The sequence below is a fragment of the Devosia marina genome (assembly GCF_009758415.1).
Lineage (GTDB): Bacteria > Pseudomonadota > Alphaproteobacteria > Rhizobiales > Devosiaceae > Devosia > Devosia marina.
This window is the reverse complement of record NZ_WQRF01000001.1, coordinates 582,757-596,900: the sequence shown is the minus strand read 5'-3', so window position 1 is coordinate 596,900 and position 14,144 is coordinate 582,757. Positions and strand designations below refer to the sequence as shown.

Sequence of the window (14,144 nt, the reverse complement as noted above, 5' to 3'; positions counted from 1 at the left end):
CCAGCGATTAACGCTTGGAGAACTGGAAGGACCGGCGGGCCTTGGCCTTGCCGTACTTCTTGCGTTCCACAACGCGGCTGTCGCGGGTCAGGAAGCCACCCTTCTTGAGAACCGGGCGCAGGGCCGGTTCGAAGTAGGTGAGGGCCTTGGAGATACCGTGACGAACGGCACCGGCCTGACCGGACAGACCACCACCGGCGACGGTGACATTCACGTCATACTGATCGAGGCGCTCGGATGCGACGATCGGCTGCTTGACGATGAGCTGCAGAACCGGGCGAGCGAAGTACTTGGCGAACTCGCGACCGTTCACGGTCAGGGTGCCCTTGCCTGGCTTGATCCAGACACGGGCGACGGCGTTCTTGCGCTTGCCGGTGGCATAGGCGCGGCCGAGGCTGTCGAGCTTCTGTTCGTGGACCGGAGCGGTGTTCACAGCCGGAGCGGCTGCGGATGTGCCGAGGTCTTCGAGGGAGTTGATGGTTTCAGCCATATTACTTCACCCGCGCATTCTTGGTGTTCATCGCAGCGACGTCGAGCTTGCTCGGATTCTGCGCTTCATGGGGATGCTCGGTACCGGCGTAAACGCGCAGGTTCTTGAGCTGGGCGCGGGTCAACGGACCACCAGGCATCATCCGGCGAACGGCGTTCTCGAGGACGCGGTTCGGGAAACGGCCTTCAAGCAACTCACGCGCGGTGCGGTCCTTGATGCCACCGGGGTAGCCGGTGTGCCAGTAGAAGCGATGCTGGTCCAACTTGCGACCGGTCAGCTTCACCTTGTCGGCATTGATGACGATGATGTTGTCACCCATGTCCATGTGGGGGGTGAAGGTCGGCTTGTGCTTGCCGCGCAGACGCGATGCGATGATCGAAGCCAGGCGACCCACGACCAGCCCTTCGGCGTCGATCAGGACCCACTGCTTTTCGATCTCGCTCGGTTTTGCCGAGTACGTGCTCATAAGCGAATTCCCTAAGATTCAAGCAGCCGGCCCACGCATGGACCGGCCAGTTCGAGCGGGTGTCTAAGGGAGATTCCGAGTATCGTCAACTCCCATTTATTTCTCCAAATAAATCAATAGCTTATGGAAGTGGTATTATTTTACCGCACCCGATGCATGTCGGCAATGTAGGCAATTGAGAGGCCGGCCAGCATGAAGGCAAGGGCCTGATGGCCCACGGCAAGACCGATGGGGACACTCATCAGCAAGGTTGCAATGCCCAGACCCACCTGCAGCAGCACGATGGCACCGATGCGCGGCAGCCAGCCATGAACACCGCCAAACCCGCCATCGCGATATCGGCGCCAGATCAGATAGCCGACGAAGGCCACGATCAAATAGGCGATGCCCCGGTGGATGAATTGCACGGTCAGCGCATTCTCGAACAGGTTACGCCAGGCCGGATCCATGGCGAACAGCCCACCTGGAATGATGGCACCGTCCATCAATGGCCAGGTCTGGTAGCCCATGCCAGCGTCAAGACCGGCCACAAAGGCCCCTGCCCCGATCTGCAGAATGAGTGAGACGAGCAGCAAGACCGCTGTAGTCATGTGAAAGCGGGTAACCCGCCCCAGGACCCGACCTGGGGAGAGCGAGCGGGCTACGTAGATCAGTGCGATGAATAGCAAAGAGGCGGCCGTCAGGTGGGCGGCTAGGCGGTATTGAGATACCGAGGTCAACTCGGTCAGGCCCGATGATACCATCCACCAGCCCAATGCGCCCTGGAAGCCGCCAAGTACAAACAGGCCAAAGAGCGGCCAGGCGAGTTTCCGCGGCAGGCGCTTCTGGAACAGGAAGATGGCAAAGGGTACGATGAAGAGCACGCCAAGGAAGCGCGCGACGAGGCGGTGGAACCATTCCCAAAAGAATATGAACTTGAAATCGTCCAGGCTCATCCACGAGTTAATCACCGTATACTGCGGGATCTGCTTATAGGCCTCGAACTCGGCCTCCCATTCGGTCTGGTTGAGCGGCGGAAGCACGCCTGAAATGGGCTTCCACGAGGTGATGGAAAGGCCGGAATCGGTCAGGCGGGTGATGCCCCCGACAACCACGATGAGCAGGACAAAGGCAGCCAGCCCGTAGAGCCAGATGCGGACAGGTCGCAATGGATCATTTGCATAGCTGACTTGGCCCGGTGCGGCATCTTGCTTGGGGGTCACGGCACGGTTTCCGGTTTCGATAAGCGTGCGGGAGTGGTAATCCCCTCATCCTTGCCTCGCAACAGCCCAGATGCCGCACATGAACCAGCGCAGCCGCAAATTGATAGGCGCCTTCCTTCTGGTGGGTTCGATCATCCTGTGGTCGATCCTGGCGACCTCGGTTTACCTGCTGCTTCCCGAGGGACTTCCCGGTCTGGTGCTGATCGGGTTCTTCATCGTCGCCGGGATGGGCTGGATGCTGCCTGCAATGCCGTTGATCAAGTGGATGGCAAAGCCCGACGAAACACAGGGTGACCGACGCTAAAGCGAGTTCATTCAGAGGATTAACCAGTTAATCTGCCAAGTTGGGTGAACAATCCGCCGCTGGCAAAGACATCGACATAACGTCGCGCCTGGAAGTACCCGTTGAGCGAGACGCGCGGCAATTGGCACAACTTGTGCAAATGGTAGGGATAAAGACCGCCCGGGCGCGTTGTAACCGCCGTGCGAAAACCAAGCTCAACTGCCAGATCAAATTCGCGTGGACCGCAAGAAAGCGGGCCACCCAATGGATAGGAAAAGTGCTTCGGCTGGATGCCGAACTGTGCTTCGATAATATCGACGGACTGGATCATTTCGTTGCGTGCCTGCTCAAGCGGAAGCTTGGCAAGCTCGTAGTGGTGCACAGTGTGCGCGCCAATGGTGCAGAGGGGGTCTCCGGCGAATTGGCGCAGCTCCTGCCAGTCCATAATCAGGTCGCGGCATTGCTGGTGCAGATCATAGCCATAGGCGGCGGTGAAATCGTTCAGAAGCGCAAGCCGCTCGGGTTCGGGCATTTTGCGCAAGCGCCAATAGAGACGGTCAAAGGCCTCTTGCTTTTGCGCCAGGGTTCGAGTCTCGACATATTCGGTCTCTCCGTCCTCACTGAAAGCGACGGCTTCCTGACGGGCGATGATGTCTTCAATGGCCTGCCACCAGAGCTGCCCGACGCCGTCGACGAAGGCCGTCGGGACATAAAGCGTGAACGGCGCCTCATGCGCCCGCAGGATGGGCAAGGCATGCTGGAGATTGTCGCGATACGCGTCGTCGAAGGTCAGGACGACAAAGGGGCGGCCTTTCCTGCTGCTCGCGAGACGCTCTAGCGCCTCATCGAGGCTGACAATATCGATGTCCAGCTCGCCCAATCGCTCGAGGCAGTAGTCCAGGAAGGCGGGCTGCACCTGCAGGATGGCGTTGGGCGAAAAGTCAGCCGGCGGCGCTGGTAGCACGCGATGGAGGGTGAAGATCACACCGCGCGAGCGCGACAATAGCCGAAACAGGCGCGGCATGCCGGTGAGCCAGAGCAGCTCAAAGCTGGCGCGAATTGCGGTGTATTTCAGCGACATTGTGGGGTCCGGGCGATCAGGCCGCCACCGGCTCGGCCAGGGCAGCGATCTCGACCTGGGCCAGACCTGCGTCTTCTAGCACCCGGCGCGCCGATTTCGCGCTGTCCAATTCGGCCTCGCTATCAGCAACCAGCACGACCCGGCCGCCGAGTTCAACAAACATGTCCAGCGTGGAGGCGCCGCCTACCCGGCCGGTCAGCACGATCACAACTTCATAGATGTCGCCAAGAGCTTCGACCAACGTGGCTGGCCGGCTTGACCGATGATTGACGCCGGTGCCAGTACCCCAAGTCACCTCTGCGAAACCATTGTCGGCGGATTTCTGGACCACATCGCCGAAGCCGGCATGCCCATTGCTCAGATCGCTGATCCCGGTTTCCGCTGTACGTTGGCCGGTGCCCGCATCAATCAGAGCGACGCTGAGCCCCCGGGAGATGGCATCGCCCACCAGGTTTTCTGCCAGCATCCGGCTCGCCTGGCCGGAAAGATGGTCGGCCAGCAGCAGCAGATGGGTGCGACCCAGGACCAAGTCAGACACCAAATCGGCGGAGCGGATGATCTCCGAAGTGGCAGGTGCCTTGTGCATCATCCCTCGTTCCGCCGCAGGGTCTTCTGGGGACCATACTTGCCGGGGGACCGGCGGCAATTCCGACTCGTTGTCCCAGGAAGCAGGTGGCACCGGACTGGCGGCGACTTCTTCGCGTTGCGGCACAGGCACATCTATGGACAAGTTGCGAATGTACTGGCTTGACGCGTCGACCCTTGGCTCGGCCAAACTTGAATGTTTAACTTCTTGCGGCTCGGGGGCAGAACGCGGCTGCTCCACGGCGCGGCCCGGCAGCTCAGCAACTTCCCGGGTGGGCTCAATTTCTGGAGGTGCGGCCACACCTGCCGTTAGGGCCGGCTCGTCCATCTCATCGAGTTCCGCGACAGCGTCGGCAAGTTCCACCTCGACCAACTGATGATCTTCAGTGGTGCCGGTATGGCCGGTCGCGACACCAACACTTGCCTCGACCTCATCGTCCCAGCGCTGTTCGGGCTCCAGCTCGTCAGCGTTGAAAGGCGATTCTTCAAGCGTGTCCGTGGCCACAGGCCTGCGGACCACCGGCGCCAGCGCGCGTCCGGACATCAGTTCGCCAAAAGCGACGGCGCCAACCTGCACGATGATCGACACGACACCGACTGCGAGCATTATGAAGGACGTTTTGGGGGAGGCCGGAGTGACCGAAGGGGCAGCCTCCGAAACCACACGGACATCGGGCAGTGCGGAATTGGAATCGACACGCGAGGAGGCCTCATTGAAGCGTAGAAGATAGGCTTCAAGCAAATCGCGCTGGGCCTTGGCCTCGCGCTCAAGGCCGTCAAGGGTCACGGTTTCCCGCGTTGCCAGCGAGGCGCTCGACTTGGCCCGTGCCAGATCAGCTTCCAGGGAAGCGGCAAGGTCCGCTTCAATCTGCGCTTCAGCTTCAAGAGCATCGGCAACGCGGGCCCCTTCAATGCGAAGCTGACTATCGAGTTCGGCGATCTGAGCATTGAGCGCGCGAATGGATGGATGATTCGAGAGCATGGTCGCCGAGCGCTGTGCCCGCTCACCCTGCAAGCGGGCCTTCTCTTCGCTGAGGCGTTGAATGACAACGGAATCGCGCACATCTGCCACGCCCTCAATTGGCTGGCCGCGTTCGATCAACCCGCGGATCAGCGCCGCGCGCGACGCGGCCGTGTTCTTGCGCTCCTGCGCAGCCGTGATCTGCGACGAGATATTGGACAATTGCTGGTCGAGGAGGCTGGTATTGTTCTGCCCGGTGAACAGGTCGTTCTCGACCCGGAAATTAGCTACCGCAGATTCAGCTTCCTGCACCGAAACGCGCAGTCGGTCTATTTCTGCGCGCAGCCAGCCAGATGCATCAGCGGTATCGGAAATGGAAAGCTGTGCGCGGCGGGCAACATGGGCCGAGGCGACGGCGTTGGCGACGCGCGCGGAAAGCTCCGGGTCGGTGGTGCTGACCGTCACCGAAATGATCCGAGAATCCCTCTCCTGGACAACATCAAGACGGTCGTACAATGCAGTGAGCACTTTCTCGTCGATGCTATTGGGCGTCACGGCACTGCGGCCCACGACCTGCATGATCACGGCAAGAGGCGAAAAACCGGACGCGGCGCCATTGAACTCGGCAACAGAGCGCAGATCCAATGCATCAATCACCCCGAGCAGGGTATCGCGTGATTTCAGCAGCTCGATCTGACTGGACACCACACCCACCTCATTTCCCGAGGAGGAAGGCGCCTGCTCATTTGAGGCTCGAACATAGGGGCTCGACCGTGGCTCGACGAGAATCGCCGAGGTCGACTCGTACATGCGCGGCTGGAACATCAGCACAACAAACGTCGCGACTAGCAAGCCAAGTGTGATCAGCAGAATGCGCGGCAATTTCCCCACAATTGCCGATAGCAGGGCCGCCACATCGATCCGCGTATCATCCATTGGTGGTTGTTCGTAGGTCATGGCGAGCCCTCAATACTGATTTAGAACTAAGCCAGCCATGGTCAACATTGAGTTAACCGACCTTGCAGCGCGCAAACCAAAGGAATGCCCATAAGCGAATTCTTAACCATGTCAGACCAGACTGCGGGCAACTCGAAGGCTCAGGATTCTTATGCGCTGGCTACCCCTTTTTGCCGTCATCATGTCACTGACGCTGGCTGGCTGCGCCACAACGCGACCCGCTAGCTATTTGGTGGACACCAAGGGACCGTACCAACTCGATACGGGTGATGTCGTACGGGTTTCCGTCTATGGCGATTCTGAACTGAGCAAGACCTACAAGGTCGACGACAAGGGCGCGATTGCCTTTCCGCTTGTCGGGCCAGTACTGGTGCGCGGCAGCACTACCGAGGTCGCCGCCCAGAGACTCGCCCGGGCCCTGGCAAATGGCTATATGCGCAATCCCGATGTTGCCGTGGAAATTGACCAGTACCGTCCTTTCTATATCCAGGGCGAGATCAAGACCGCCGGCCAGTTCCCCTATGTTTACGACATGACGGTGCGCGCCGCGATCAGCACCGCCGGCGGCTATACCGAGACAGCAGACCGCAACCGGGCGGTTGTCTATCGCCGTCAGGGCAATGAGATGGTGAAGGGGGCCGTCGATCTGGACTTCCCCATTTTCCCCGGCGATACGATCGTGGTGCAGGAGCGCTGGTTCTAGTGGCAGCGGCTGGTGGTTTGCGCATCCTGCAAATCCTGCGCGCGCCGGTCGGCGGGTTATTCCGGCATGTTGCGGACTTGACCCGCTATCTTGCCGCACAGGGCCATGACATCGGACTGATCGTCGACAGCGTCGCCAATGACGCACAGACGGAAACCTTGCTCAAGGCTCTCGAACAGCATGCGTCCCTTGGCATCCACCGACTGCCGATGCCGCGCCAGTTTGGACGTGGCGATCTTCGGACGCCGTTTGCCGTCACCGCCCTGGAACGTCGGCTCAATGTTGACATCTTGCATGGGCACGGGGCCAAGGGGGGCTTTTACGCTCGACTGGCGAGCTATGGCCGCCACAAGGCCAGGGTCTTCTACACCCCACATGGCGGCGTGCTGCATTTCCCGGCGAACCAGATGTCGGGGCGTCTGTTTCATGGCATTGAGCGCCATCTGATGAGCCGCACTGAGGCGATCATCTTTGAAAGCGCCTATGCCCAGCGGACCTATTCGGCGCTGATCGGCGCTCCGACATGTCAAAGCGCGGTCATCCATAATGGCTTGCGCGCCGAAGAGTTCGAGCCGGTGGTGCCGCAAGACGATGCTGCAGACTTCGTTTTTGTTGGCGAATTGCGGGAGCTCAAGGGGATTTTCCCCCTTGTGGAGGCGCTTGCCCTGGTTTCGCGTCCCGATGGCCAGCCTGCACGGCTGGTGATGGCCGGAGACGGACCCCAGCGCGCCGCGCTGGAAGCACGTGTCCGCGACCTTGGCATCGCGGATCGGGTCGACCTGGTCGGTTCGCAGCCCGCACGCAGCGTTTTCCAGCGGGGGCGATGCGCCGTCGTACCTTCCCTGGCAGAGTCCCTGCCCTATGTGGTCATGGAGGCTGCCGCAGCGCAGCTACCGGTGATCGCCACCCAGGTGGGCGGCATTGCCGAAATATTCGGACCTACCGCGGACAGCCTCATTAAGCCGAACAGCGCGCAGCATCTTGCCAGTTCGATGAAGCGGATTCTGGCCGATCCGGATGCCGCCAAAGTGGAAATGCACGCGCGGCTTGCACATGTCTCGGCCCAATTTTCTGTAGAGCGCATGGCAGGAGCAATTGAAGACCTCTATCATAGGGCAACCCGACGGTAACCTTTCGGAGATTTCACGATACCGTCCTGCGTGATTTCACCGAGTATAAAGGTCTGCCACGCCATCATGCCGGGCAAAACCAGAAAGCGCCGGTAAGCCTCATGTTTCGTGTCGACCCCAAGAAAGCCTTTGAGGACCATGCGTCCCGCAATCTTGCCGCGGGCGATACGCGGCTCTCAGACAGTGCCGAGCGCATCATTGCTGCTCCTGTCGAGCGCACGCTTTCTGGCGCGGTCGTTGCCGGGATTGCACAGATCATCGAGGCCGCGTTGCTGGCGCTGCTCGGCTATGGGATACACCTTGCCTATGTGGAGCCGCGCCAGGACGGGTTCTACATTCCGGTCATCCTCGCAAGCGTGCTGATTGCCAACATTGCGTTCAACGCCGTGCGTTCGCATCGCATTACCGCCTATCGTACGGTTCTCTCGCAGACGGGTCGTGTGCTGGGTGCCTGGGCGGGTGTCATGCTGATCCTGACCGTCGGCTTGTTCTTCTTCAAGGCGAGCGACATGGTCTCCCGGGTATGGCTGTTGAGCTGGTTCCTGGGCGGGGCCGCGCTCCTGGTGATCTACCGGCAAATCCTGCGTGGCTTGGTAACACGCTGGACGGGACAGGGACGCCTCAAGCGGCGCACGGTGATTGTCGGTGGCGGGGCTGATGCAGCGCTGCTCATCGATCAGATTCAGGCCGGAGCAGACAAGGACATCAACCTGCTCGGCCTGTTCGATGATCGCGAGGGCGAACGCTCGCCCGACATGGTTTCGGGTTATGAGAAGCTGGGCAGGGTTTCGGAGTTGATTGAGTTCGCGCGGCGCACGCCGGTGGACCTGGTGATCGTTTCCATGCCGCTCTCGGCCGAAAAACGGGTTCTCGACATGCTGACCCAGCTTTGGGTGCTGCCGGTGGATATTCGTCTGTCCGCGCATATGAGCAAGCTGCGCTTTACCGAGAAGGCCTATTCCTATGTCGGCGAACTGCCCGTGCTGGATATGGCCGATCGTCCGATTTCGGACTGGAACCTGATCTTCAAGTGGGTTTTCGACAAAGCGGTAGCTCTGAGCGCACTGATCCTGCTTTCTCCGATTATGCTCATCGCGGCCATCGCCATCAAGCTTGAAAGCAAGGGCCCCGTGTTCTTCGTGCAGAACCGGCACGGCTTTAACAATGAGCTGATCCGCATCTACAAGTTCCGCTCGATGCGGACAGACATGCTCGATGCGACGGCCGCCAAACTTGTGACCAAGGATGATCCAAGGGTCACACGCGTTGGAAAATTCATTCGCCGCACTTCCATCGACGAATTGCCGCAGCTCTTCAATGTGCTCAAGGGCGAACTGTCTGTCGTGGGGCCCAGACCCCATGCGTTGCAGGCCAAGGCGGCCAACCAACTCTATTACGAGGCAGTGGAAGGCTATTTTGCGCGGCATCGCGTCAAGCCGGGCATGACCGGCTGGGCGCAGATCAATGGATGGCGCGGCGAAACCGACACGATCGAGAAGATCATGCAGCGAGTGAACCATGACCTCTATTACATCGAACATTGGTCCATTTTGTTCGATCTCTACATTGTCCTGATGACGCCGCTGCGCTTGTTCGCATCGGAAAACGCCTATTAACCGGACGGCATCTGCATTGCGCGATACTGCACTACTTGCCCTGCCATCTCTCGCCGGGTTGGCGCCGATCCCTCCTGCCCTGGCCGACTAAACTATCTGCGTGGACTGCATCAGCCTGCGCGTCGCCCCCCCAAGGTAGTTCGCGGCCCATTCCTTGACGAGCTGGACGCCACTTCCTCGGCCATTGGGCTGGAGGATGGGACTATCGCAGCTTTACGGCCAATGGCGGCGCCCATGCAGTCGAGGGGGGAGCATTTCGGAGATGGGCGGGTCGCACCGGGCCATGCTCGGAGTGGTGAACCCGGCTGTATTAATGATGGCGGAAGCTGGCTGACCTCAACTGTTCGCACAGACGAAACACTTGTCGGCTTCGTGCATCAGGAACGGGTCTGCGACTACACTGTGGGTCGCACCGACAAGTCGATGGCTATTGCCACCTCAGGCGAAGACGGGCTGACCTGGGCCAATCGGGGTTCAGTCATAGCCGGCACCGATCACCCGCTGCGTGATCAGATCACTGGGGAAGGCGGCTTTTGGCTCCTGGATGGTCATGACGGCTTTCTCTATGCCGATTGCCTGAGAAATACCGACTGGCAGACCGTTGTCGCCCGGGCGGCGGCAGCACCTGACTGTGCCTAGTCATTGGCAGCGCAGTGGTATCGATACGCAATCATCGCCAGACCCGCAGCGAGGTCCCAATGGTGTTGCTGGCCTCGCTGGTCGGCATCGTGATGTACGCGACGCTGCATGAAGGCGAGCACTGGCGGCATATGTGGCTGTTTTACGGGCTGGTTTGGGGCGTGAACGTGTTTTGCCTTGGAATTGTTCCGGGGGCAGAAGCGGACACGGCAGCCGCCGGTGGTGCGTCAGGGCCAGATGGCGCCTGAAAGGTAGCGCCGGGCCAGATCCATAGTCCCTTCGGCAAAACCTTCGACATGAGTTTGCGCCAGGCCGGTTTCGCAGTGCGACCCTATCCAGGCCAGCAACGCCATGCGACGCAGCATGATCATGGAATCGAGCATTTCAATATCCTGGACGGAGAGCGGACGACGGGCCTGATAGGCTTCGAGCCAGGCGGCCTTGAGCGCCGGCACCGCCTTGTGCGTTTCATGGAAGGAAATGGCGGCGGCAAAGTCGTAGCCAAACCAGCACAGGCCGCAATCGTCAAAATCGATCAGGCAGACTTGGTTACCCTCCACGAGCAGATTGCCCAGCCGCATATCCGCATGGATCAGGCCATATCGGTCCGGCCCGGTACCGTAGTCCGCCAGACGCTGTCGCAGCAGCGTTTCTGTACGGTCGAGAACGTCGCGCACTTGGGTTGTTACACCTGGCGCCACGCGCCAGTCGCCCCAGTGACCGTCAGCATCCAGAATGGCGCCGGCTGTCCATGCCTGCCGCTCAAATCCGGCCGGCCGCTGCCAGTCGATCGCGTGTTTGTGCAGGCCCGCCGCATAGCCGCCCAACACCGAGAACAATTCCACCAGATTGCTTTCCGGCGTCGGCTCATGGCCGGGAATGAAGTGGAAAAGGACTGCGTGATGCGTATCGCCAGTCGCCGTCGTGAAGCGTTGCAGCAGCTTGCCATTCTTGCCAACGATGGGCTCGGGAATGACCAGTTCGGTCTGCCGGTGCAGCGCCTCGAGCCAGGCCAGCTCGCTCTCGATATTGGCCGTACTTTGATAATCAGGCCGATGCACGCGCAGGCAATAGGCCTCCCCGTGCGGCGCCGAGAACAGGAAGGTGTGGTTTTCCGAATGATTGATCAGCCGCCCTTGAGCGCCGACCAATTCGTCCCAATGCGGAATGGCATTATCCAGGTCGCTCACCTGCAGCGGCATGGTCGGCTCCGGCTTGGGCAAAGGGTTCGCTATCGGCCCCGAGAAGTCGCTTTAGAGTGAATGGTCGGAGCGGCCGGATTTGAACCGACGACCCTTTGTCCCCCAGACAAATGCGCTACCAGGCTGCGCTACGCCCCGACTGCGCGGAGACATAGAGATTCCGGGCCTTTAGCGCAACCCTGTTTTTGAGGTGGGTGTGAACAAACCAGAACAAAATGAGCCTGAATTGGCGGTCGTGGGACCAAAAGTCCCACGAAAGTCCCACGGATATAGGCGAGTCATTCACGTTTCGTTCCGCACGGTTGGAACAAGTGTCCGTTGCGGATGTGTGCGAAAGTTGGCGTGGCCTCGACCGCTCGGTATGTAGAGCAGCTATTCTGAACTCTGCTCTCCACCGATAGCGGAGAGACCCGGACGATGACCGGCAGCTTTGTCCCCTGCCCTGGCCACAACGACTGAACGTGTGGTGGGGCCCCGAGAATTCCCACTTCAATCAGGGGATATCCTACACATAGAATTTGCACCGCACGTTCAGGAGAGTTGCGGGCATTAGGGAGCGAATGAAGCGGGGCGCTACGGCGTCGTTGCAGCGCCTTTATAAACTGGGAGCTGAATCAGCCGCTCCTAATTATCCGCACAGACTTGCACCGGTGCACCAGCTGCGGACGGGCCATTCAGCGCCTCGTTCGGCCCCAAGAGTGAAGTGGAAGTTTTTCATACGCTTAGCGTCCAGCATCGGTATCAGGTCGGAGAACTGCGAGCGAGTAACGTCAAGCCCAACGCTAAGTGAAAGGCGGTGCGGGGCTTTGATCAGAAAACCGACGTCGTCGCTATTTGTCTTCCGCTGCGTAGGGACCATGATCATGACGACCGCTGGCCAAGAAAAGCGATCCTCCGGCATGGTCAACAGCGCCGGCGCGACAATATAGGTGAACTCGGTCAATTGTCGGATCGGACCGTTCTGTACACCTGCCCAAAATTGACTGAGCAGCTGCCAGCGACTTCGCCACGCCAGTCGCCGCTTTCCTAGGCGGGCAGCAGTAGTCGGCGCGACTGCTCTTGTTTGAACTTCATGGTTCTGCAGCACCCACAAATCGCTGAACCAGCCTGTGGCAAATGGACACAAAATCAACCGCATTCGCAACTAACCATCGGCTACCCTCGTCATCTACACATGACGTAAAGTGGGGGGCGGCGCTGACCGGCGACCGCCATCAGATGGAGGCGCCGATTGCCGACCACGGCGGAGCCCCCGCCGGACGCCAGATTCCCACCTAAGAAGACATGCGCAGTTGCCGCGCTTTAGGAGCGAGAATCAGCAAGCGGCGTCGTACCGCTCCACCAAACCTATTCGTGCTCTGCCATCGACCAGTTCGAAGTCGACGTCGGCGGAATCGATGAGTGGCACAATGCGAAATCCGGATTGTGAAAGGAGAGGATCACCCCCGGTAGGAGCGCTCGAATATGTTCGGAATTGGCAAGGCCAAGGGACCCCGAACTTGCGACCTCTGCCTTCGGAGTGCAAAAAGGCCTTATTTCACCATTTGGTTATGCTTTCTAACATCATGAAATATAACAGATGTTATTGTATAACGGAAGACGGTTTTGCCTCTCTTGGTACGCTGGTTTGTCCCAAAATTGTCCCAAAACGTGACCTCTGCCTTCCTGGCGAGGTTTTGACGTGTGGACTTGAGAGGTCCTCCAATCCTCCCAAAGTAGTGAGTTACGTGCGCCCATGACTAAGAAATTCGCTTCGCAAGGTGGAAAGTAAGTGGCGTTATCGATCATTTGCCCGAACCACACGTCCCTGCCCTGCCGTAACCGGCGCAAAGAAAAAGGCGGGCATTGCGCCCGCCTTTTGATGATGGCCGTTGGCCAAGACGTTAGTCGTCCTTTTCTTCCTCACCCGATGAGGCCGTCCCGGTTTCGACACCGGGTTTCCTCGTCATGTTCATGCCAAAAGGCTGCAACGTGCCAGCCGGCTTGCGCTCCGCCCTGGTCGAGCTCACCTCCATCACGGGATCGTCCTTGTTGGCATCGTCACCAAACAGGATGGCGCGCGCACCCTCGACTTCCTTACCCTTCTCGAGCGCCACGATATAGCTGTCTTTTCCCTTTCCTGACCGTCCGATCCTGACGCGCAAGGTGGCGTCCGTGCCACGCAGGGCGCTCAGGGCGGCGGCAATATCGATCGTGCCGTCATAGCTGTCATATCTGGGGGCATATTTGAGCCCGAGCGTCTTCATCTGCTCCAGCAGCGACTGGTCGTCGGACGGGACATTGAGGACAACGGCGCTGAAGTAGCCGGCGCGATCCTGCGGATTGTGTTCGAGGCGGAACGCCGCGCCGGATTTGATCCATTCCTCGATCTTGCCCGGATCCTTCTCGGCCATCGCCTTGGTCTCGAGCAGACGGCCGATCATCTCGTCGGTGCCGACGTCGCCGAGGCCGCACAGATTGACCAGCCGCAGCTGTTCGGCGCCCTTTTGGGCAAAGCTCCGATTATGGGTCCGAACCAGCTCGTTCTCCCTGATTTCCAGCTGCTGCTGGATCTCGTCAATGGCCTTACCCTTGCCCAGCCTAACGCTGGAAACATCCAGCTTTCGGGGCTTTTCGACGCCTGACCGCTTGTCGCTACTCTTCTCACTCAATTCAACAACCTCTTGTTTTGCCAGCCGCGAATCGGCTTGCAAAAGATTGTCACCCGAATCAACGTAAGCCGCAATCCAAAGCATCGATTCGGAAATCAAGCCTAAATAGACAGGTTTTGCACATGGCAATTTGCTTCGCGCGCTGCAGCTTCATTCAGCGCTCTCAAGGCCACTCAAT

Annotated in this window: 14 protein-coding genes and 1 tRNA gene; 6 read left to right on the top strand and 9 right to left on the bottom strand. The window is 59.6% G+C overall.

Features of this window, described 5'->3' with window-relative positions:
• Positions 1–7: 7 nt before the first annotated feature.
• The 3 genes from rpsI to GO014_RS02720 form a co-directional block, all read right to left on the bottom strand.
• The gene (rpsI, locus tag GO014_RS02730) at positions 8–490 is read right to left on the bottom strand and encodes a 30S ribosomal protein S9 (protein WP_157289029.1); all 483 of its coding nucleotides are present in this window, start codon (positions 488–490) and stop codon (positions 8–10) included.
• 1 nt (position 491) lies between these two features.
• On the bottom strand, positions 492–956 hold the full coding sequence (gene rplM / locus GO014_RS02725; RefSeq protein ID WP_104894569.1) for a 50S ribosomal protein L13: 465 nt from the start codon (positions 954–956) through the stop codon (positions 492–494).
• A 140-nt stretch (positions 957–1,096) separates the two neighbouring features.
• A complete protein-coding gene (locus tag GO014_RS02720) occupies positions 1,097–2,158 on the bottom strand; it encodes a COX15/CtaA family protein (protein ID WP_343030724.1) in 1,062 nt (353 codons plus the stop codon).
• Positions 2,159–2,237: 79 nt separating this feature from the next.
• Between GO014_RS02720 and GO014_RS02715 the strand changes: the two genes are divergently transcribed.
• Positions 2,238–2,462 carry a DUF2842 domain-containing protein gene (locus tag GO014_RS02715; RefSeq protein WP_157289028.1) on the top strand — a complete coding sequence of 75 codons (225 nt, stop codon included), beginning with the start codon at positions 2,238–2,240 and terminating at the stop codon, positions 2,460–2,462.
• A gap of 19 nt (positions 2,463–2,481) precedes the next feature.
• On the opposite strand, the gene GO014_RS02710 is transcribed toward GO014_RS02715, so the two are convergent.
• Together GO014_RS02710 and GO014_RS02705 are read right to left on the bottom strand one after the other, a co-directional pair.
• Entirely contained in the window at positions 2,482–3,522 is a 1,041-nt protein-coding gene (locus tag GO014_RS02710; protein ID WP_157289027.1) for a polysaccharide deacetylase family protein, read from the bottom strand.
• Positions 3,523–3,538: 16 nt separating this feature from the next.
• On the bottom strand, positions 3,539–6,025 hold the full coding sequence (locus GO014_RS02705) for a GumC family protein (protein ID WP_157289026.1): 2,487 nt from the start codon (positions 6,023–6,025) through the stop codon (positions 3,539–3,541).
• A gap of 151 nt (positions 6,026–6,176) precedes the next feature.
• Here GO014_RS02705 and GO014_RS02700 point away from each other — a divergent pair, with 151 nt between their 5' ends.
• The 5 genes from GO014_RS02700 (at position 6,177) to GO014_RS02680 (ending at position 10,361) form a co-directional block, all read left to right on the top strand.
• Positions 6,177–6,728, top strand: a complete 552-nt coding sequence (locus tag GO014_RS02700; RefSeq protein ID WP_157289025.1) for a polysaccharide biosynthesis/export family protein — start codon at positions 6,177–6,179, stop codon at positions 6,726–6,728.
• Positions 6,728–7,858 carry a glycosyltransferase gene (locus tag GO014_RS02695; protein WP_157289024.1) on the top strand — a complete coding sequence of 377 codons (1,131 nt, stop codon included), beginning with the start codon at positions 6,728–6,730 and terminating at the stop codon, positions 7,856–7,858. The genes GO014_RS02700 and GO014_RS02695 overlap by 1 nt, the downstream gene beginning before the upstream one ends.
• 101 nt (positions 7,859–7,959) lie before the next feature.
• Positions 7,960–9,474: an undecaprenyl-phosphate glucose phosphotransferase gene (locus GO014_RS02690; protein ID WP_157289023.1), complete on the top strand. Its 1,515-nt coding sequence runs from the start codon at positions 7,960–7,962 to the stop codon at positions 9,472–9,474.
• A 234-nt stretch (positions 9,475–9,708) separates the two neighbouring features.
• Positions 9,709–10,113, top strand: coding sequence for a hypothetical protein (locus GO014_RS02685; protein ID WP_157289022.1), 405 nt, complete (start codon positions 9,709–9,711; stop codon positions 10,111–10,113).
• A 59-nt stretch (positions 10,114–10,172) separates the two neighbouring features.
• Positions 10,173–10,361 (top strand): hypothetical protein, encoded by a 189-nt coding sequence (locus GO014_RS02680; protein ID WP_157289021.1) that lies wholly within the window; start codon positions 10,173–10,175, stop codon positions 10,359–10,361.
• Here GO014_RS02680 and GO014_RS02675 read toward each other — a convergent pair.
• The 4 genes from GO014_RS02675 to GO014_RS02660 form a co-directional block, all read right to left on the bottom strand.
• Entirely contained in the window at positions 10,341–11,315 is a 975-nt protein-coding gene (locus GO014_RS02675; protein WP_157289020.1) for a phosphotransferase enzyme family protein, read from the bottom strand. The two genes, GO014_RS02680 and GO014_RS02675, sit on opposite strands and share 21 nt — an antisense overlap.
• Before the next feature lie 61 nt (positions 11,316–11,376).
• Positions 11,377–11,453: transfer RNA gene (locus GO014_RS02670), tRNA-Pro, on the bottom strand.
• 490 nt (positions 11,454–11,943) lie between these two features.
• Entirely contained in the window at positions 11,944–12,453 is a 510-nt protein-coding gene (locus tag GO014_RS02665; RefSeq protein ID WP_157289019.1) for a hypothetical protein, read from the bottom strand.
• Positions 12,454–13,198: 745 nt separating this feature from the next.
• Positions 13,199–13,966 (bottom strand): hypothetical protein, encoded by a 768-nt coding sequence (locus tag GO014_RS02660; protein WP_157289018.1) that lies wholly within the window; start codon positions 13,964–13,966, stop codon positions 13,199–13,201.
• Between the last annotated feature and the right edge of the window lie 178 nt (positions 13,967–14,144).

Bases quoted from the DNA above. Each gene is read 5' to 3' on its own strand.
- rpsI (WP_157289029.1), bottom strand. From the start codon at position 490: ATGGCTGAAACCATCAACTCCCTCGAAGACCTCGGCACATCCGCAGCC.
- rplM (WP_104894569.1), bottom strand. From the start codon at position 956: ATGAGCACGTACTCGGCAAAACCGAGCGAGATCGAAAAGCAGTGGGTC.
- GO014_RS02715 (WP_157289028.1), top strand. From the start codon at position 2,238: ATGAACCAGCGCAGCCGCAAATTGATAGGCGCCTTCCTTCTGGTGGGT.
- GO014_RS02710 (WP_157289027.1), bottom strand. From the start codon at position 3,522: ATGTCGCTGAAATACACCGCAATTCGCGCCAGCTTTGAGCTGCTCTGG.
- GO014_RS02705 (WP_157289026.1), bottom strand. From the start codon at position 6,025: ATGACCTACGAACAACCACCAATGGATGATACGCGGATCGATGTGGCG.
- GO014_RS02700 (WP_157289025.1), top strand. From the start codon at position 6,177: ATGCGCTGGCTACCCCTTTTTGCCGTCATCATGTCACTGACGCTGGCT.
- GO014_RS02690 (WP_157289023.1), top strand. From the start codon at position 7,960: ATGTTTCGTGTCGACCCCAAGAAAGCCTTTGAGGACCATGCGTCCCGC.
- GO014_RS02685 (WP_157289022.1), top strand. From the start codon at position 9,709: ATGCAGTCGAGGGGGGAGCATTTCGGAGATGGGCGGGTCGCACCGGGC.
- GO014_RS02680 (WP_157289021.1), top strand. From the start codon at position 10,173: ATGGTGTTGCTGGCCTCGCTGGTCGGCATCGTGATGTACGCGACGCTG.
- GO014_RS02675 (WP_157289020.1), bottom strand. From the start codon at position 11,315: ATGCCGCTGCAGGTGAGCGACCTGGATAATGCCATTCCGCATTGGGAC.
- GO014_RS02665 (WP_157289019.1), bottom strand. From the start codon at position 12,453: ATGCGGTTGATTTTGTGTCCATTTGCCACAGGCTGGTTCAGCGATTTG.